General features: G+C 64.2%; 19 protein-coding genes. 7 read left to right on the forward strand and 12 right to left on the reverse strand.

Features of this window, described 5'->3' with window-relative positions; translation table 11 throughout:
* Positions 1 to 5: 5 nt before the first annotated feature.
* Positions 6 to 434 (reverse strand): hypothetical protein, encoded by a 429-nt coding sequence (locus tag H535_RS0107520; RefSeq protein WP_026819061.1) that lies wholly within the window; start codon positions 432 to 434, stop codon positions 6 to 8.
* A gap of 154 nt (positions 435 to 588) precedes the next feature.
* Between H535_RS0107520 and H535_RS0107525 the strand changes: the two genes are divergently transcribed.
* Together H535_RS0107525 and H535_RS0107530 are read left to right on the forward strand one after the other, a co-directional pair.
* Positions 589 to 1833 (forward strand): sensor histidine kinase, encoded by a 1245-nt coding sequence (locus tag H535_RS0107525; RefSeq protein WP_035768730.1) that lies wholly within the window; start codon positions 589 to 591, stop codon positions 1831 to 1833.
* Positions 1830 to 2489, forward strand: a complete 660-nt coding sequence (locus H535_RS0107530; RefSeq protein ID WP_026819063.1) for a response regulator — start codon at positions 1830 to 1832, stop codon at positions 2487 to 2489. The genes H535_RS0107525 and H535_RS0107530 overlap by 4 nt, the downstream gene beginning before the upstream one ends.
* Here the strand turns inward: H535_RS0107530 and H535_RS0107535 are convergent.
* The 5 genes from H535_RS0107535 to glsA form a co-directional block, all read right to left on the reverse strand.
* On the reverse strand, positions 2473 to 2880 hold the full coding sequence (locus H535_RS0107535) for a VOC family protein (protein WP_026819064.1): 408 nt from the start codon (positions 2878 to 2880) through the stop codon (positions 2473 to 2475). The two genes, H535_RS0107530 and H535_RS0107535, sit on opposite strands and share 17 nt — an antisense overlap.
* Positions 2881 to 2983: 103 nt before the next feature.
* Positions 2984 to 3478, reverse strand: coding sequence for an SRPBCC family protein (locus tag H535_RS0107540; RefSeq protein ID WP_026819065.1), 495 nt, complete (start codon positions 3476 to 3478; stop codon positions 2984 to 2986).
* Positions 3475 to 3837, reverse strand: a complete 363-nt coding sequence (locus H535_RS0107545) for an ArsR/SmtB family transcription factor (protein WP_026819066.1) — start codon at positions 3835 to 3837, stop codon at positions 3475 to 3477. The genes H535_RS0107540 and H535_RS0107545 overlap by 4 nt, the downstream gene beginning before the upstream one ends.
* 175 nt (positions 3838 to 4012) lie before the next feature.
* Positions 4013 to 5539 (reverse strand): MDR family MFS transporter, encoded by a 1527-nt coding sequence (locus tag H535_RS24125; RefSeq protein WP_051298770.1) that lies wholly within the window; start codon positions 5537 to 5539, stop codon positions 4013 to 4015.
* A 587-nt stretch (positions 5540 to 6126) separates the two neighbouring features.
* A complete protein-coding gene (glsA, locus tag H535_RS0107555; RefSeq protein ID WP_026819067.1) occupies positions 6127 to 7941 on the reverse strand; it encodes a glutaminase A in 1815 nt (604 codons plus the stop codon).
* Between the two features lie 67 nt (positions 7942 to 8008).
* On the opposite strand from glsA, the gene H535_RS30355 reads away from it, so the two are divergent.
* Entirely contained in the window at positions 8009 to 8182 is a 174-nt protein-coding gene (locus H535_RS30355; protein WP_211236547.1) for a type II toxin-antitoxin system RelE family toxin, read from the forward strand.
* A 92-nt stretch (positions 8183 to 8274) separates the two neighbouring features.
* Here the strand turns inward: H535_RS30355 and H535_RS0107565 are convergent, their stop codons facing one another.
* Positions 8275 to 9348, reverse strand: coding sequence for a tellurite resistance/C4-dicarboxylate transporter family protein (locus H535_RS0107565; protein WP_162144865.1), 1074 nt, complete (start codon positions 9346 to 9348; stop codon positions 8275 to 8277).
* Positions 9349 to 9614: 266 nt separating this feature from the next.
* On the opposite strand from H535_RS0107565, the gene H535_RS0107570 reads away from it, so the two are divergent.
* Genes H535_RS0107570 through H535_RS0107580 form a run of 4 tightly spaced genes read left to right on the forward strand, consistent with a single transcriptional unit; the run spans position 9615 to position 12253 of the window.
* Entirely contained in the window at positions 9615 to 10985 is a 1371-nt protein-coding gene (locus H535_RS0107570; RefSeq protein WP_026819070.1) for an MmgE/PrpD family protein, read from the forward strand.
* A gap of 27 nt (positions 10986 to 11012) precedes the next feature.
* Positions 11013 to 11231, forward strand: coding sequence for a phosphosulfolactate synthase (locus tag H535_RS30360; RefSeq protein WP_211236548.1), 219 nt, complete (start codon positions 11013 to 11015; stop codon positions 11229 to 11231).
* The gene (locus tag H535_RS30365; RefSeq protein WP_211236549.1) at positions 11224 to 11463 is read left to right on the forward strand and encodes a phosphosulfolactate synthase; all 240 of its coding nucleotides are present in this window, start codon (positions 11224 to 11226) and stop codon (positions 11461 to 11463) included. Before H535_RS30360 ends, H535_RS30365 begins: the two co-directional genes overlap by 8 nt.
* Before the next feature lie 10 nt (positions 11464 to 11473).
* The gene (locus H535_RS0107580) at positions 11474 to 12253 is read left to right on the forward strand and encodes a YggS family pyridoxal phosphate-dependent enzyme (RefSeq protein ID WP_026819071.1); all 780 of its coding nucleotides are present in this window, start codon (positions 11474 to 11476) and stop codon (positions 12251 to 12253) included.
* 57 nt (positions 12254 to 12310) lie between these two features.
* On the opposite strand, the gene H535_RS0107585 is transcribed toward H535_RS0107580, so the two are convergent.
* From H535_RS0107585 to H535_RS0107605, 5 genes are read right to left on the reverse strand one after another with little or no spacing between them, the layout of a single operon-like run.
* The gene (locus tag H535_RS0107585) at positions 12311 to 12733 is read right to left on the reverse strand and encodes a group III truncated hemoglobin (RefSeq protein WP_026819072.1); all 423 of its coding nucleotides are present in this window, start codon (positions 12731 to 12733) and stop codon (positions 12311 to 12313) included.
* The gene (locus tag H535_RS0107590; protein ID WP_026819073.1) at positions 12730 to 14103 is read right to left on the reverse strand and encodes a dihydrolipoamide acetyltransferase family protein; all 1374 of its coding nucleotides are present in this window, start codon (positions 14101 to 14103) and stop codon (positions 12730 to 12732) included. Before H535_RS0107590 ends, H535_RS0107585 begins: the two co-directional genes overlap by 4 nt.
* Positions 14104 to 14112: 9 nt before the next feature.
* Positions 14113 to 15129, reverse strand: a complete 1017-nt coding sequence (locus H535_RS0107595; protein WP_425387264.1) for an alpha-ketoacid dehydrogenase subunit beta — start codon at positions 15127 to 15129, stop codon at positions 14113 to 14115.
* Positions 15126 to 16211, reverse strand: coding sequence for a pyruvate dehydrogenase (acetyl-transferring) E1 component subunit alpha (pdhA, locus tag H535_RS0107600; protein WP_035768731.1), 1086 nt, complete (start codon positions 16209 to 16211; stop codon positions 15126 to 15128). The genes H535_RS0107595 and pdhA overlap by 4 nt, the downstream gene beginning before the upstream one ends.
* A gap of 54 nt (positions 16212 to 16265) precedes the next feature.
* Positions 16266 to 16751: a CBS domain-containing protein gene (locus tag H535_RS0107605; RefSeq protein WP_026819076.1), complete on the reverse strand. Its 486-nt coding sequence runs from the start codon at positions 16749 to 16751 to the stop codon at positions 16266 to 16268.
* Positions 16752 to 16778: the final 27 nt, after the last annotated feature.

A 16778-nucleotide genomic window follows, 5' to 3' on the forward strand; every position in this document is an offset into this window, starting at 1 on the left:
GCCGCTCATCGCCGGGCCTGGCCGGTCACGGGATGGCCCGGTCGGACCCCGCGCAGCCGTTGCACCACCAGCGCCAGCACCCCGGCGACGGCGCCCCACACTGCGTTGACGATCAGGATCGCAGGGATCGCGATCGGCGTCGCCAACGGCCCCTGCAGCTCGCCGTTCAGGATCGGGGACAGCACCCCACTCAGCAACGTCGAGTACACGGCGTAGGCCAGCCCGCTGAAGACCAGCACGAGCACCGGATGGCTTACCCGGCTCAGCCCGACGATGAGGATCCACGCCAGGGAGATGGCTGCAGTAAGGGTCAGCGCGACCGTTCCCTTGCTGAAGTAGTCGGAGATGTTCATGATGTTGGCCAGTGGCCGGACCAGTGCGATGGCACCCAGTCCGAGGATCAGCGGCCAGTGTAGATGCTTGATAGTTTCCATGTATCCAACGCTATGAAGGCCACGACGGTGCCACATCCGCTTCCCGTCGCGGCTTGAGTACGCCCTTCGACGTCGTCGATGTCGTCGAAAAGCGACACGGCGCTGCGTCACCGGTCAACTGCGGATCTGCCGGGTGTTTCCTACTATGAGTACTATGACTGACCAGCCAAGCCGGGTATCGCCTTGGCTGACCGATGTGCTGTTTGCGATCGGCGTGGCGCTGGCCGTGGCCATCGTCATCGCCGCCGACCTGGGCGGTTCCGGAGCTGACAGTCCCGGGCCATATGGCTTTGCCCTCGGGTTCGGACTGCTTATCCTGCTGAGGCGGCGTTTCCCGCTGCTGGTGCTGATCGCCACCGTGCTGGGCATCTTTGTCTACTACGCCTTGGGGTACCCGGCGATCGGAATTTCGCTGCCCGCCGCTGCCGCCATCTACTCCGCCGCGGAAGCTTCGATGGCCCGGCAGGCACTGGCAGCCGGCGCCGTGCTGGTCACTGTGGCCGCGTACTTCCGGATCACCGAAGGTCTTCCGGGGACCTACCTCGTCAGTTATGAGTTCCTCACCAACGTGGCGCTGCTTGCGGCCGCCGTGGCGCTGGGGGTCAACGTGCGGATGCGCCGGGAGGCAAGGGCCCAGCAGGAACGGCTCAACGCGCTGACCGCCGCCGAGCATGCCCGGGCCGCCGAGCGGCGAGTCCAGGAGCAACGCATGAACCTGGCCCGGGATCTGCACGATATCGTGGGCCACACTATGTCGGTGATTTCCGTGCACAGCAACGTCGCTGCTGAAGCAATCGGCCGTGACGACGACGCGGCCGCCCGCGCCGTGGCGCAGATCCGCTCCACCACATCGCACACCATGCGCGAACTGCGTTCAGTGGTCAAGGTGCTGCGGTCCCCGGAGGAAGCACTCGTTGGGATCGCTGGCATCGTTGGCCTCGACGGCATTGCGGAGCTGGCTGACTCAGCGCGGGAGGCGGGTTTCCACGTGGAGACGGACCTCTCGGTGCCCGACGGCGCCCTGTCCGGAACCATCGAGGCCGCCGCCTACCGGCTAGTGCAGGAATCGCTGACCAACACCATCCGCCATTCCGGCGGTGACTGGGCGCGTGTCACCGCCGGCATTGAGGGCCAGGTGCTGCAGGTGACGATCGTCGACAACGGCTCCGGGACGGCCGGCAACCCGGTACCCGAAACCGGCGGTTCAGCGTCCGCTGCCGACGACCCGCTAGCTGACGCAGATCAGCGCGACGACGGCGGCAAGCCTTCCGGTTCGGGGCACGGCATCGCCGGCATGCGCGAGCGGGTGGCGCTGCTCGGAGGATATCTCACCGCCGGGCCCGTCGACGACGGTGGCTTCCAGGTCAAGGCACAATTACCCACCAGGTTGCTTTTATGATCCGAATTGTATTGGTTGACGATCAGGAGATGGTCCGCACCGGTCTGCGCACCCTGGCAGAGCACGACGGCGACATCGCCGTGGTGGCCGAAGCCGGCAGTGGACGATCCGGACTGGGCGCGGTGCGTCAATTCGAGCCCGATGTGGTGCTGATGGATATCCGGATGCCGGATATGGACGGGTTGAAGGCGACGGAGCAGATCGTCGCCGACCCTGACTTGGCCAACGTGCGAATCCTGATCCTGTCCACCTTCGACGAGGACGAACACGTCTTTGAAGCCATCCGGCTCGGTGCCGCCGGCTATCTGCTCAAGGACGTCACGCCGTCGGACCTGCGCAACGCCATCCGCACCATTGCCGCCGGGGACTCGCTGCTCTCGCCCTCCATCACCCGCAAGGTGATGCAGTCAGTGGCGGCGACGCGGCCGGTCAAGGCCGACCCCCGGGTGTGGGAGGAGCTGACTGAACGCGAACGGGAAGTTCTCGAACAGATTGGACGCGGTCTGTCCAACGAGGAGATCGCGTCCAATCTATTCATCAGTCCCGCGACGGCGCGCACCTATGTCAGCAGGCTGCTGGCCAAGCTCAACGTGCGCGACCGGGCACAGCTGGTGGTGCTCGCCTACGAAACCGGGCTGGTCACCCCCGGGGGATAAGCGGCGCCTCGGCCCGGGCCTTCAGCTGCTGCACCGCCCAGGAGTTGCCATCCGGATCGCTGAAGCCAAACAACGTGCCGCCGTCGCGCTCGTCAAAGACGGTGATCTCGCTGGCCTCCACTCCGCGGCTGAGCAATTCCTCCCGGGCCGCGCAAGCGTCGGAGACCACCAGCTGCATCCCATGCAGCGATCCCGGTTCCATCTGTCGCTGGGCGGGGAGGCTGCCGACGACGATCGAACAGCCTGACCCCCGCGGCGTCAGCTGGGCGACGGTCATATGCTCGTTCACCGTGTGGTGGTCGAGGTGGAAGCCCACCTTGTCCCGGTAAAACTCAATAGCCTGGTCGATGTCGCTCACCGGAAGCACCATTACTTCAAGGGTCCAATCCATCACAGTTGCCTTTCCGCACGTGGTGCCGGACGGCCGCACCCGCTGAACCGGTACGGCTATCCGGCACCTTCGGTATTGTTCCGGTCTGCCTGCGGCTGTCCGGTCAGCGTGCCTCTGCCCGGACCTGGGAGCCAAGCAGCTCGTCCAGCCGCTCGTAGCCTTCGGTCATTCCACCTTCCATCCCGGACTGGGCCATCCCGTCGCGGGCTTCCTGGCTGGGGTAGACGGAGTGGCCGATTAACTTGCAGCGGCCGTTTCCGAGATCTTCGAAGGTCATGGATTCGATGCTGACCACATCGGGATACCCTTCGAACTCGAAGGTCTGGATGGCGAACTCGTTCTCCCGCACCGTATGGAAGACCCCGTTGAATGTGTAGGCCACACCATCGGGTCCGGTATGAATGTACTTGTAGCTGCCACCAGTGCGGAAATCATAGTGGTCGATGTCCATTTTCAGCCCCCGCGGTCCCAGCCATTGCTTGATCAGCTCCGGGTCCCTGTGGGCGCGGAATACCTCCGCTACGGGGAAGTCGAACTCCCGCTCGAAATCGATGAACGGAACGTTGTCCTCGACGGTGAGTTTCAGTGCGTTGCTCATGATTGATCCTTTTCCTGCCGGCCGCCGTGTACGGCCTGATGATTGAGCACGGCGTCGAGGCTGCGGAACTGCCCCTCGCGGACCAACCGATACCGGTCGATCCAAGCGGTGAGCGCCTCCAGCCGTGCGGGGTCCAGGTGGACCGGGCGGCGCTGGGCCTCGCGTGACCGCGTGACCAGATACGCCTGCTCGAGAACCTGGATGTGCTTCGAGACGGCTTGCTTGCTCATCTCGAAGGGTTCCGCCAGTTCGTTGACCGTCGCCGGACCCCGACTGAGCCGGGCAATGATGCGACGGCGAACTGGGTCGGCCAGGGCCAGGAAGGCCCTGTCGAGCTGGTCGTCGCTATCAGAATCCATGACTGCCAACTTACTTGTTTATAAACCAATTGGTTGACTAAAAATCTACTCCCGGCTGTGAAGGGGGTCAAGGGGCTGTGCAGGATTTTATTTCGGGCCTCCGGCGAAACACCCGCCGAAGGCCCGAAAAGCCGGGACCCAATGCCTGAATCGCGCCTTGCCGGCCGCCCTGGCTCTACCCTTCGGCCGGCACCGGCTCCCTGTCGTCCTCGTGATCGCTGGCCGGCTCAGCCGGTTTGCGGATAAAGAACGCCGCCACGATAGCGAACAGCGAGATGATGGCTCCGGTCATGAAGGCCGCACGCACGCCGCCGGCCACGGCAATATCCTCCGCGACTCCTTCGGTCCGCAGATTGGCCGCGCCAATGGACATCACCGTGACGAACAATGCCGTTCCAATAGCGGCAGACACCTGCTGCACGGTGCCAACAATGGCGCTGCCATGCGAGTACAGGTGCGGCGGGAGCGACCCCAGGCTGGACGAGAACAACGGGGTGAACAGGAAGGCCAACCCCAGGCTGAGGACGACGTGCGCGGCGATCAATTGCGCCGACGTCGTGGTTTCAGTGACTGTGCTCAGCACCCACAGCACCGAGCTGACCAGGATCGTGCCCGGGACCACCAGCGGGCGCGGACCGAAGCGGTCGTAGAGCCGGCCGACCGTGGGAGCGAGCAGGCCCATGGTCAGGCCACCGGGCAGCAGCATCAGGCCCACCTCGATCGGCGGAAGGCCGAGCACCTGCTGCATGTAGATCGGCAGCAGAATGATGACCCCGAACAGCGACGACATCATGACCATCATTAAGGTCACGGAGATCCTGAAGACTGGCGAGCGGAAGGTCCGCAGATCCAACAGTGCCCGGTCGTTGCGCTGCAGCAGCCGCTGGCGGAGCACGAAAGACACCAGGGCAACGGCACCGACTGCCAGCGAGATCCACATCGGCGCCGACGATTCGGCCGGCCCGCTGTCCGAACCGATTTGGCTTAGTCCGTAGAGCAGTCCGCCGAAGCCGAAGGCCGAGAGTACAACGGAGCCGACGTCGATGGGCAGCTTCTTCGGCTCAGTCACGTTCTCCACCCGGCGGTAGCCGATGAAGAGCATTGTCAAGGCGATTGGCAGCACCAGCACGAACATCCATCGCCACGACAACGTGCTCAGGATGATTCCGGAGATGGTCGGTCCGATGGCCGGAGCCACCGAAATCACGATAGAGACGTTGCCCATCGTCTTGCCCCGCCGGTCGGCCGGCACCAGCGTCATCAGCGTCGTCATCAGCAGCGGCATCATGATCGCGGTGCCCGAAGCCTGCACAATGCGGGCCAGAAGCAAGACGCCGAACCCCGGAGCCAGCGCGGCAATCAATGTGCCGGTGGAGAACAGGCTCATGGCGGTGAGGAAAACGGGCCGAGTGTGGAACCGTTGCAGCAGGAACCCCGTAATCGGGATCACCACGGCCATGGTCAGCATGAACGCCGTCGTCAACCACTGCGCCGTCCGGGCAGTGATACTCAGGTCGACCATCAGCTCCCGTAGCGCGACGCTCATGATGGTCTCGTTGAGGATGACCACAAACGCGGAGGCCAGCAGCAGCTGGATCACCCGCTTGTTGCGGCGTGGAATATCCGATGCGCCGGCAGTCGCGGACGGGGCGGCGTCGATTGCTGACGGCGTCCTTGCATCGGCAGAGTTTGGTTCTGTCAAAAGAGGCGTCCTATCGAAAGTGGTGTGTGCGAGGAAATGCGTCGAACCACAGCCGCAGCCACCGCGGCAGTCGCCACAACCGGCCGGAGGCGGAAGTCATTCCCGCCAGAGGGAAGCGCTCCTCCGAAGGCGGAACTCGACCGGCTGTGCCGAGGTGCTGTTCCTGCTGCACCGAGGTGCAGCGACGAGGTGCAACATCAGCCGCTGCGGGATGGTCCGGCTGCCGCGGGATCAACTGGCGGATGCGACAACGACGGCGCCGGATCCGCCGGCGGTCGTCTGTGGAAGATTCACCGGGGTGAAACCGGAAAGAAGCCGGCGGCGTTGCCGGTGCGAAGCTTCCTTGACCGGCCGGCGGGCACTCCGGTGAACCGGTGCCGGGCTACCGGACCGCGGGTGTGGGGGTGCAGGTCATCGCCGTCCGCGGCGGCACCAGGGGAAACTGGCGGGCGGTAGGCAAAATGACCATTGCTGTGTCCCTCACTGCTGGAAAACGGAAAAGTTGCCTCCATAAACTAGCACGACTTTTGGTGCGCGTACAGAGCACGCATGCAAAGTCGGCGCCGCCTCAGTCCCGGGCCCGAAAATCAGTCCCGGATGCGCACAGCCGTTTCCCGCAAATACTGGTCCACCCGGGTGTAGGCATCGCGGGTCAGCGCCATCCACAGTTCCACAGCCAGACGCGGATCTGCCGCTTTCAGCTCGTCGATGGCGTCGGCGCTGAGCACCATCAGCTCCACCGGCCCGTCGGCCTTCTCAGTTGTTTCCTGCCGGTCCTCGCTGCCCAGGGCCAGCTCGCCGAAGGTCATTCCGGGACCCAGGGTTGTCAGCTTCACCCGCTGCCGGTGCGGTCCGGTCGCGATAGTGCTGATCCTTCCGGAAACAATGAAGAAGACACCGCCGAACCGCTGCCCCACGCGACGGACGATGTCGCCGTCGTCGTACGTCTTCGGTTCCATTCGCGCGGCCAACGCTTCAGCATCGTGCGGATTGAGCGGGCTCAGTGCGGGTGAATCCACCACCGGTACGCAGCCCGGTAGATTCAGCCCATTGCCATACTTGGAAATCAGCCGGTTTTCGGCAAACTCCACTGAAGCTGTGCGGCTTTCGAACGCCGGCACCTCGTGGCCGGCGTCGGCGAAGGCCCCCGCCAGGGTGCCCTCGCCATCGATCAACACCAGTTCCCGGCCGGCGGCGGCGAGGCTCTTCTCGATCCGGGACAGCATCCGCAACGCGACGCCACCGACTTCGTCCACCCGGCGCAGGTCCAGAATGACAAGTTCGACGTCGTTATTCAGCGAGCTGATCTCCCGCACCATCGACTCTGTGCCGGCGAAGAGCAGGTCGCCATTGAGCTCGATAACCCGTGCCCGATGGCCGTGTTCGCTGAGCGAGCCTGCCGCTTCCTCGTTGCGCCGGATGCCCGACGGCGCGTCGGTGATGTCGTAGGAAGCGCGGATGGCGTTGCGGCCGGCGCGGGCAGAGCGGACGAAATGCATTTCCATTTCGGTGGAGAGCTGCTGGCACGTGGCCAGGCCACGTACGCTGGCGCCGTGCTCATCCAGCGGCGGGGAGAAGACCGCCAGGCCCACCTGCCCGGGAAGCACCGCGATGGTCCCGCCGCCCACTCCGGACTTGGCCGGCATGCCGACGTTGCTGACCCAGGCCCCGGCGTCGTCGTACATCCCCGAGGTCATCATCACCGACAGCACCCGCTCCACCGTGCCGATGTCCACCACCTGCTTATCGGTCAGCGGGTTGTGCCCGGCATTGGCCAGCGTGGCAGCCATGATTGACAGATCCCGGCAGGTGACCTGAACGGAGCACTGGCGCAGATAGTCTTCCAACACCGAGGTGGGGTTGTCCTCGATGATGTCGAAGGAGCTGAGCAGGTACGCCAGCGCGTGGTTGCGGTCGCTCTTGCGCAACTCGGCCTGGAAAATCCGCTCGCTGGCGGCCAAATCCCGGCCGGCGAAATCCGAGTAGGTGCTGATGATCCGTTTGATCGAGGTTCTGCCGCCCGAGCCTTTGATCAGCCCGGTTGCGGCAAGCGCCCCGGCGTTGATCATTGCGTTGGCGGGCCGGCCGGTGCCCTCGGCCAGCGATATTTCCGTGAAGGAGTTGCCCGACGGCTCCACATCCACTTTCCGGTCGACCGCTTCGAGGCCAAGGTCCTCCAGGGCCAGCGCGTACGTGAACGGTTTGGAAATGGATTGGAGCGTGAACTTCTTGCGGGTGTCGCCGACCTCGTACACGTAGCCGTCCACCGTGGCCAGGCAGATCCCGAAGTTGTCCGGATCGACGTCAGCCATGGCGGGCACGGCGCTGTACGGTGTGCCGTTCTTCATCTCGCGGATCTCGGCGTGGAGGGTGCGCAGATAGCTCTCGATGGGCGATTCCATGGCCCCAAGCCTAAGCGTTATAGGCAGTAGTATGCGCTGACATGGTGTTTTACCAATCGTCGATTATGTGGATGAGGCTGCGGCTTGGCCGAATCCGCGGGATAGCGGTAAAGCTCTTGTCGGTGACAAGGGTGGGCTGTGGCGTTACCGGGTCGGCGACTATCGCGTGGTCTGCTCCATCGATGACGGGCAGTGTAGTGTCCTGGCTCTTGAAGTCGGCCATCGGTCGAAGATCGACTGACCCGGCGAGCATGGATTAACACCAAGGACGGCGGATCCCGGCGTGTCGCCGGCCGACACGCCGGTCTGCCAGGGTGGATGCAGCCGTTGGTGTTAATCCGTGTCGGTGACCACAGGCGGCTGTGCCCGGGTGCGGAACCACCGCATTCCCGCACGGATCATGGCCACCGTCGCCAGCGCCCACACCAGCGCCGCCACCCAGATGCCGGTTTGGCCTACGCGGACCATAAACTCCATACTCCGGGTGGCGCCGTAGAGGATGCTCGCCACCGAGTACATTCCCATCGGAAAAACTATGCTCCACAATGCCGCCTCGTACGTCACCGGCACCCGCCGGATGCCATGACGCCAGATTCCGAACACGATCAACAGCGGAATCCACCACATCCCCAGTGACCACAGCAGGAAGCTCATGCCCGAGACGAAATGCTCTGTCGCCCGCATCACCGACAGATCTTCGGGCAGTAGCAGGATGCGGGATCCGGCGAGTACCGAAATCGCCGTCGCTCCCATGTAGATCCAGTAGACGGGGCTGAGGCCGGATGGCGGGTTCTCCCGCACCAGCATCCGCAGCGTGACGAGCGTGGCGATGATCATGTACAAGGCGATCCCCACGCCCCATAATCCGACGGCCACTGCGCTCATTACCTCGGGGTGGAAGTGCCGGGCACCAATGGCCGCCGACGTCGCGACCGACTGGGTGCCGACCACCCACAAAAACCAGCTTCCGTTCACATCGTTCAACACTGAGCGGTCACCGTGGACCAGCAGCACCCGCGCCGGAAGGGCATAGGTCAGCAGCAGCCACACCGCAGCCCCGAACACCGCCAGCACGGTGAAGGCCACGACGTGGCCCGACATGCTGGCGTATGCACCGAGGACATCGCAGGCCGCAACAATGGTGAAGAACCCAAACGTCGTCGACGCGTTGCCGACGTCGTCCATCACGCTGTCGGCATGCCGGACCAGCCGCCAAATCGTGGCAATCATCAGTACAACGCCGCCTGCGGCCGCAACGCTGATCAACGCCAGCGAAATGGCCCGCTTGTCCAGCACGCTGAACCCGAGGGCGGTGATAGCCGTCGCCATCACGAAAGCAAACGCGGCCGGAGGCAGGTTCCTCACCACAGTGTCAGTCCGCTGGACCAACTGCTGGTAAGGGCTCATCTGCTCAACCTCCATAAGCACGGTGCGGCGGTGTGGGAATGTTCTCCTTCAGAGGTCACCTTAGCCGCCTTCGCGTTGAAACCAGGAGAGGACGACTCCCGCAGGTGTGAGCAACGGCACCGCCGGGGCCCGTCATTTCAGGGATAGACTGAATTAGGAAACAAAAGCGTTTCTTAATTATGTGCGGCTTTCGCCGATGCGCGGGTCACTGACGACACCTTCATCGGGTATTTCTGTACGAAGCCCCGGCAGGAAGGTGAAACACCATGACGGAAGTCCGGAAGCTCGCCCAATTCGTCGGCCAGAGCGATTACTCATCCCTCAGCCCGGAGGCGGCCGAACAGCTGAAGATCCGGGTGCTCGACACCCTCGGCGTTGCCATCGGGGCCCTCGACGCCGAACCGCTTGTAGCCATCCGGAAGCTGACCGATTCCCTCGGCGGCAACGGCGCCTCCACCATGATTGGCGGCGGGAAGACCGCTCCGGATCGCGCCGCGTTCTATAACACCGCGTTGAGCCGCTACCTCGATTACATGGACAGTTACCTCGCGCCGGGGGAGACCAACCATCCCTCCGACAACATCGGCGCTGTCCTCGCCGCGGCCGAAAGCGCCGGCGCCAGCGGCAAAGACTTCATCACCGCCGTCGCCGTTGCCTACCAGATCCACACCCGGCTTTCCGACGTCGCACCCGTCAGGGCGAAAGGATTCGACCACACGGTCCAAGGTGCCTACGCCGTCGCCGCCGCAGCCTCCAAGGCGCTCGGGCTCGACGTCGGACAGACGGCCAACGCGATTGCCATCTCCGGAACCGCCAACAACGCGCTGCGGGTGACCCGCACCGGCGGCCTGTCGCATTGGAAGGGGCTGGCCTACCCGCAAGTGGGCAAGGAAGGCACCCACGCCGCGCTGCTGGCTTCGGCCGGCATCACCGGGCCGGCCGAAGTGTTCGAAGGCAACAAGGGGTTCAAGGACACCATCTCCGGCGACTTCTCCATTGACTGGGCCGGCGAGGACCTGGAGAGCGTGTTGCGCACCATCATTAAAAAGCACAACGCCGAGATTCACTCGCAGTCCGCCATCGACGCCGCCATCGACATCACCCGCTACGAGAGCTTCCGGCCCGAAGATATCGAAGCCGTGCGGATCCGCACCTTCCAGGTCGCCTACGACATCATCGGCGGCGGCGAGGAAGGGGATAAGCGCAGCATCCGCACCAAGGAGGAAGCCGACCACTCACTGCTCTACATGGTCGCCGCAGCCCTGCTCGATGGACAGGTGCAGCCCGAACAGTATGCGCCGGAACGGATAACCGCCGACGACGTCCAGCAGTTGCTGCGCAAGGTCACCGTCACGCCCGACGACGGATACTCGGCCCGGTTCCCCGGCGAAATGCCCAGCCGGGTGGAGGTGGAACTGACGGACGGAACTGTCTATTCGTCAACCACCTCGGCCTACAAGGGCTTCCACACCAACCCGCTGACGTGGGAGGACGCGCTGTCCAAGTTCAGCATCCTCGCCACCGGCTTCACTGGCGAGCAACTGCGCGACGACATCGCCGCCGTCGTGCACGACCTGGATGCCCACCCCATTACCGACCTGACGGACTTGCTCGGCCAGGTCCCACGCAACCGATAACAACACCGACACAGGAGAGGGACAGACATGTTCGACGTCGCAGGCCAGTGGGTCGATGGCGTCAAGTGGGCCGGTGGCTCCTTCGCACTGCTGCCCCGCGAACAGGTCCGCGCCTTCAGCGACCTCGCCCACGAGCACGAACCAGGCGGGCCCGCGGGCCAAGCCGGAGCTGGGGGGCCAGTTCAGTTCCGACGGCGACTCCACCGAGTCGGAGCTGGCCGCGGAAGGCAAGAAGGACGTGGGTGAATGGAACACTGCGGCCGCGGCATCGATTATCAAAAATGTCGGACTGGAGAACGTGATGTTCGAGGCGGCGGAGCCGCTGGTCTTCGAGTGGTACGTGAAGAACTACGGCAACGAAGTGAACCTGTTCGTTGACCACTCGCAGATTCTGCAGGTCGAAGGGCTGCGGCAGAACATCCGGGGCAACAAGTCCACCTGGGGCCGCATCGTCTACCCGGCGCCGGCTGAAGGATAGTATCGAAACAATGGACAGATCGGACAGTGCAGCAGGAGCCGAACCGCAATATCCGACAGCGGAGAGCGTTGCCGATTTCGAGCACAATATTGCCGCCGTCCAATCGCGCATCACCGCGGCCGCCGAACGCGCCGGACGCGACGCTGCCGAGATCCGGTTGCTGCCGGTGAGCAAGACGGTCCCGGAAGACCGCATCAGATTGGCCGTGCAGGCCGGATGTCGGTCGCTCGGTGAAAATAAGGTGCAGGAAGCCAAGCGCAAACATGGCAACTTGAGTGACCTGGACGTGTCGTGGTCGGTGATTGGGCATTTGCAGACCAACAAGGCCAAGGAGGTAGCCGCCTTCGCCAGCGAGTTCCAAGCCTTGGACAGCCTGCGCGCCGCCGAAGCCCTCGACCGGCGCCTGCAGATGGCCGGTCATGAGCTCGACGTGTTTGTGCAGGTGAATACCTCCGGCGAGGAATCCAAGTTCGGCCTACCGCCCGGTGAACTCCCTGGATTCCTGGCTCAATTGCCGCAGTACACCGCACTGCGGGTGCGCGGACTGATGACGCTGGCGGTCTTCACACCGGATACATCCCGCGTCCGGGGCTGCTTCGCATTGCTGCGAAGCCTCCGGGACCGGGCACGTGCCGAATCGCCTGAACTGATCGGCCCCGGCGAACTGTCAATGGGTATGTCGGGAGACTACGAGACCGCGATCGAGGAAGGGGCCACCGTGGTCCGTGTCGGTCAGGCGATATTCGGGGCCCGGGCAGTGCCGGACAGCCATTACTGGCCGTCCAGCTGACCGACTTCGTCGACATCGGCAACGTCTGGTATCGGCGTGCTGTTGGGCCCTGCTGCTTTACCCGGCCGCTTCCCGGGTTCCGAGCGTCTCGAATTGGCTGCCGGATCGACCCTGCAGCCGACGGTGGATGGATTGGGCAATGCGCCCCGCCTGGACCTTGGCCAGCTCCGCCTTCGGGCCGGCGTAGCGGTCGTCGACATTCGCGGTCCAAATTGCCAGCCAGCGGTCAAAGTGTTCGAGGCCCAATGGCGCCTTGGCATGCAGGTCCACGTGTTTTTGCAGGGCATTGCGCTTGTAGAGTCCGGCGCGGAACAGCACCGTTTCCCAGAAGTCGCACATAATCGGCATATGCGCCTGCAGGTCCATCTGCGCCACATCAAGGAAGATGGGACCGAGCAGTTCGTCATTGAACGCGCGCTGGTAGAAACTGTTGACCAGGTCGTAGACGTCATCACGGTCTTGCAGGTCAGGCAGATTCACAGCAGCATCCTCAACGGCTCTTCCAACGTGCGCTTCAGGTCCTGCAGGAAGGCTGCCGATACCGCCCCATCCAGCACCCGGTGGTCCGATGTCATGGTGATCTTCATCGTCTTGCGGGTCTGCAGCTGCCCGTCCTGGACATACGGCTCGTCGGACGCAGCGCCGACGGCGAGAATGGCGGACTCCGGTGGGTTGATCACGGCGGTGAAGTTGTCGATCCCGAACATTCCCAGGTTGCTGATGGTGAACGTACCGCCGCTGAACTCATCAGGTTTCAGCCGTCCGGCGCGGGCACGTTCGGCCATATCCCGGGTTTCGGCGGAAATCGTGTCCAGCCCCTTGGCGTCGGCGCCCTTCACCACTGGAACCATCAGCCCTTCTTCGACGGCGACGGCGAGGCCAACATTGATGTCCTGATGCCGCAGGATCTTGTCCTCGCCCCACGACGAATTCACTTGCGGATGATTGCGCAGGGTCACGGCGCAGGCGCGGACCAGCAGGTCCGTGACGCTGACCTTGGTGCCGGACTCTGCGAAACTGGCGTTCACTTCGCTCCGGAAAGCCAGCAGCCGGTCGACGTACACCACGTTTGTCAGGAAGTAGTGCGGTGCCGCGGCGCTTTCGGACAGCCGCCGGGCCGTCACCCGCCTCATTTGGGATAGCGGGACCTCCTCGGAACCAGTGCCAGTGCCGGATTCAGTGCCCGCAGCACCCGTGGCAGCAGCACGTTCAGGAGCCTGTTCCTGGGCCTCGACCGCAGCCTCGACGTCGGCGCGGACGATCCGGCCGCCCGGCCCGGTGCCTTTCACCGTCGACAGGTCGAGACCATGTTCGCTGGCGGTCCGCCGGGCCAGCGGCGATGTGAGCAGTCGCGAGGAAGATCCGGAAGCGGTGGACTTTGCCGGTTGTGCCTGTGGGCGGGATTCTGTTGTGGTTTCCTCCCGGTCGGCGGCCTGTGACTGGTCGTCCTGTGACTCCGCTGCCCCTGTCGCTTCGGCCTCCGGCGCGGGTTCCGTGCCATCGGCCGACGACTCGGCATCGGTCGAGGAGGACTGCCCGCCGGAGCCAGAATCTTCGCCGGACCCGGTTTCCTCGTCGGAGCCGGACCCGGAACCTCCGCCGGAGCCTGAATCTTCGCCGCTGCCGATAAAGCCCACGGGATCGCCGATGGCGACGGATGTGCCTTCAGAGACCAGCTGGCGCTCCAGCACACCGGAGTCGAAAGCCTCCAAGTCCATCGTGGCCTTGTCGGTTTCAACCTCGGCGAGCACATCACCCTTCTTGACGGCGTCGCCTTCGTTCATTATCCAGCGGCTGAGCACACCCTCGGCCATGGTGTCGGACAGGCGGGGCATCACTACATCAGGCATGGTGTACTCCTATCGGAAGAAGCTGGTGGCTTCGAGCTGCTCTCGGATGACCTTGGTCAGGTCCTGGGCGTCGGGCAGTGCGGCCGTCTCCATCGGTTTGGCGTAGGGCAGCGGGACTTCCGCAGCCGCCACCCGGCGGACCGGGGCATCGAGATAGTCGAAGGCGCCCTCCATCACCGTGGCAGAGATTTCGGCCCCGACGCCGTAACTGAGCCAGTCGTCCTCAAGCACGACGGCGCGGCTGGTCTTGCGCACCGATTCGCACACAGTCTGCCGGTCCAGCGGGCGCAGGCTCCGCAGGTCGACCACCTCCACTGAAATGCCTTCTTCCTCCAGTTTCCGTGCCGTCTCAACGGCGATCACGCTGGCCCGCGAATAGGCAATCACCGTGATGTCGGTACCTTCCTTGGCGATCGCCGCCTTGCCGATCTCGGTGACCTGTTCGCCGTCGGGCACCTCGCCCTTGGTGTTGTACAGCGACAGGTTCTCCAGGAAAATCACCGGATCGTCATCCCGGATCGCGGCCGTCAGCAGCCCCTTGGCATCTGCTGGCGTCGACGGGGCGACCACCTTGAGGCCGGGCACGTGCGCGTACCAGACTTCGAGGTTCTGCGAGTGCGTGGCCCCCAGCTGCTGTCCACCGCCGCCGGGGGTGCGGATCACCATGGGAACCGGTGTCTGCCCGCCGAACATGCCATAGATCTTCGCCGCGTGGTTAACGATCTGGTCCATCGCGATCAGGCTGAAGTTGATAGTCATGATCTCGGCGACGGGCCGCAGTCCCATCATCGCCGCGCCGATGGCTGCGCCGACGAAACCCTCTTCGGCGATCGGGGTGTCGCGCACCCGCGTGGGACCGAATTCGTCGAGCAGGCCCGCGGTGATCTTGTAGGAACCCTCGAACTGGCCGATCTCTTCGCCGATGAGGAATACGTTCTCATCGCGGGTCAGCTCCGCCCGCAGCGTGTCGTTCAACGCCTGCCGGTAGGTGATCACTGGCATCGTCTCTCCTGAACTGGTGGTCATGGCATCTCCACTACCGGCTCGCCGGGCAAGGTGTGCGGTGCGTTGGCTACATCAGTGGCGTAGGAGTAGTCGAAAAGATCCGCCGGATCCGGATCCGGGCTGGAGTCGGCGAACGAGACCGCATCGTCGACCTGCTGGTCGGCGTCCGATTCGATCTGGTCCGCCTTGTCCTCGTCCAGCACCCCCTGGGCCAGCAGCCAGTCCCGCATCGCCGGCAGCGGATCGGACTCCTTGGCCTCTTCAGAGCTCTCGGACGAACGGTAGCGCTCGGGGTCAACGACCGAGTGTCCTTTCAAGCGGTAGCTCATCGCTTCGAGCAGGAATGGTTTCCGTTCGGTCCGGGCACGGTGCATGGCTGCGGCGGCCGCTTCACGCACGGCCACCACGTCATTGCCGTCGACCCGGTCACCCTCCATCCGGTAGGAGGCCCCGCGCTTGTACAGCTCGGGTTCGCCGGACGCTGCCTCGACAGAAGTCCCCATGCCCAGCCGGTTGTTCACAATCACATACACGATCGGCAGGTCCCAGATGGCCGCGAGGTTCAATGATTCGTGGAAGGCACCGATGTTGGTGGTGCCATCGCCCAGCTGGCACATCAAGGCCTCCGCCTCAGTTCCTGCTTCGCCGCGGTATGTCAGGGCGAGGGCCGCCCCGGTCGCCACCGGCAGCTGACCGCCCACCACACCGTATCCGCCGAGCATCCTGACTTCGGTGTCGAACATATGCATGGAACCGCCCAGGCCCCTGGCCACACCTGTGCTCTTGCCAAACAGCTCAGCCATCACGGCGCCCGGTTCCATGCCCCGGCAGAGCGCATAACCGTGATCGCGGTAGTTGGTGAACAGATAATCACGGCGTTCCAGCGCCGCCATCAGGCCGACGACAGTGGCTTCCTCGCCACTGTTCAGGTGGCAGTAGCCGCCGATCTTGGCCCGCTTATACATCTCGGAAGCCGTCTGCTCGAAGGTCCGGATGAGCACCATCTGCCGGTAGTAGTCCAGCAGCACCTCCGACTGCTCATTGTCCCAGGATGCTCCGGCAGCCGCGCCGCCGTCCGCCGTCGTATCCGTCGTGTCAGCCATAACGAACCTCTCTTTGATACTGCTCTTGCCCGGCCCCTGAGCGTGCCGGCACACTCAGGGGCCGGGCAGTTGTTCCTGGAAATGGAAACGGTCGCTGCCGGCATGGCACTTCGGGCAGCTGTCCGGCGGCTGCTCACCCCGGAACGGCTCACCGCACACGCCGCACACCCACTCGGTGGCCAGCAGCGCCACCACATCGCCACGGCTGACGATGCCCGCCAAGCGACCGCCCTGCAGCACCGGCAGCCGGCGGACCCGGCGTTCAATCAGCAGTTGGCGGATATCAGCGATTGGCGTGTCGGCAGTGACGGAGACGACGGCGGTGGTCATCACATCGGTCGCGGTGGCGCCGGACTTGGCCAGCAGATCGTATTCGCTGATCAGGCCAACCACATGCGCGTCATCGTCGACCACCGGGACCGCGCTGATCCGGTGGCGCCTCAGCATATCGGCGATATCGGCCACTGCCGTCTCCGGCGATGCGGTCACCACCCGAGAGGTCATGATCTCCGCTGCTCTTGTCGCGACTGTCGCTTCCACAGGACACCTTCTTCGGCTCGCCGGGGC

This window comes from Arthrobacter castelli DSM 16402, assembly GCF_000430705.1.
In the GTDB taxonomy this organism is placed as follows: Bacteria; Actinomycetota; Actinomycetes; order Actinomycetales; family Micrococcaceae; genus Arthrobacter_C; species Arthrobacter_C castelli.

What these genes read in the sequence shown, in the direction of transcription:
- H535_RS0107595 (WP_425387264.1), bottom strand. Translation starts at nt 15,129, where the DNA reads ATGACCACCAGTTCAGGAGAGACGATGCCAGTGATCACCTACCGGCAG.
- H535_RS0107565 (WP_162144865.1), bottom strand. Translation starts at nt 9,348, where the DNA reads ATGAGCCCTTACCAGCAGTTGGTCCAGCGGACTGACACTGTGGTGAGG.
- H535_RS0107570 (WP_026819070.1), top strand. Translation starts at nt 9,615, where the DNA reads ATGACGGAAGTCCGGAAGCTCGCCCAATTCGTCGGCCAGAGCGATTAC.
- H535_RS0107590 (WP_026819073.1), bottom strand. Translation starts at nt 14,103, where the DNA reads ATGCCTGATGTAGTGATGCCCCGCCTGTCCGACACCATGGCCGAGGGT.
- H535_RS0107520 (WP_026819061.1), bottom strand. Translation starts at nt 434, where the DNA reads ATGGAAACTATCAAGCATCTACACTGGCCGCTGATCCTCGGACTGGGT.
- H535_RS0107525 (WP_035768730.1), top strand. Translation starts at nt 589, where the DNA reads ATGACTGACCAGCCAAGCCGGGTATCGCCTTGGCTGACCGATGTGCTG.
- H535_RS0107540 (WP_026819065.1), bottom strand. Translation starts at nt 3,478, where the DNA reads ATGAGCAACGCACTGAAACTCACCGTCGAGGACAACGTTCCGTTCATC.
- glsA (WP_026819067.1), bottom strand. Translation starts at nt 7,941, where the DNA reads ATGGAATCGCCCATCGAGAGCTATCTGCGCACCCTCCACGCCGAGATC.
- H535_RS30360 (WP_211236548.1), top strand. Translation starts at nt 11,013, where the DNA reads ATGTTCGACGTCGCAGGCCAGTGGGTCGATGGCGTCAAGTGGGCCGGT.
- H535_RS0107545 (WP_026819066.1), bottom strand. Translation starts at nt 3,837, where the DNA reads ATGGATTCTGATAGCGACGACCAGCTCGACAGGGCCTTCCTGGCCCTG.
- H535_RS0107580 (WP_026819071.1), top strand. Translation starts at nt 11,474, where the DNA reads ATGGACAGATCGGACAGTGCAGCAGGAGCCGAACCGCAATATCCGACA.
- H535_RS0107535 (WP_026819064.1), bottom strand. Translation starts at nt 2,880, where the DNA reads ATGGATTGGACCCTTGAAGTAATGGTGCTTCCGGTGAGCGACATCGAC.
- H535_RS0107530 (WP_026819063.1), top strand. Translation starts at nt 1,830, where the DNA reads ATGATCCGAATTGTATTGGTTGACGATCAGGAGATGGTCCGCACCGGT.
- pdhA (WP_035768731.1), bottom strand. Translation starts at nt 16,211, where the DNA reads ATGGCTGACACGACGGATACGACGGCGGACGGCGGCGCGGCTGCCGGA.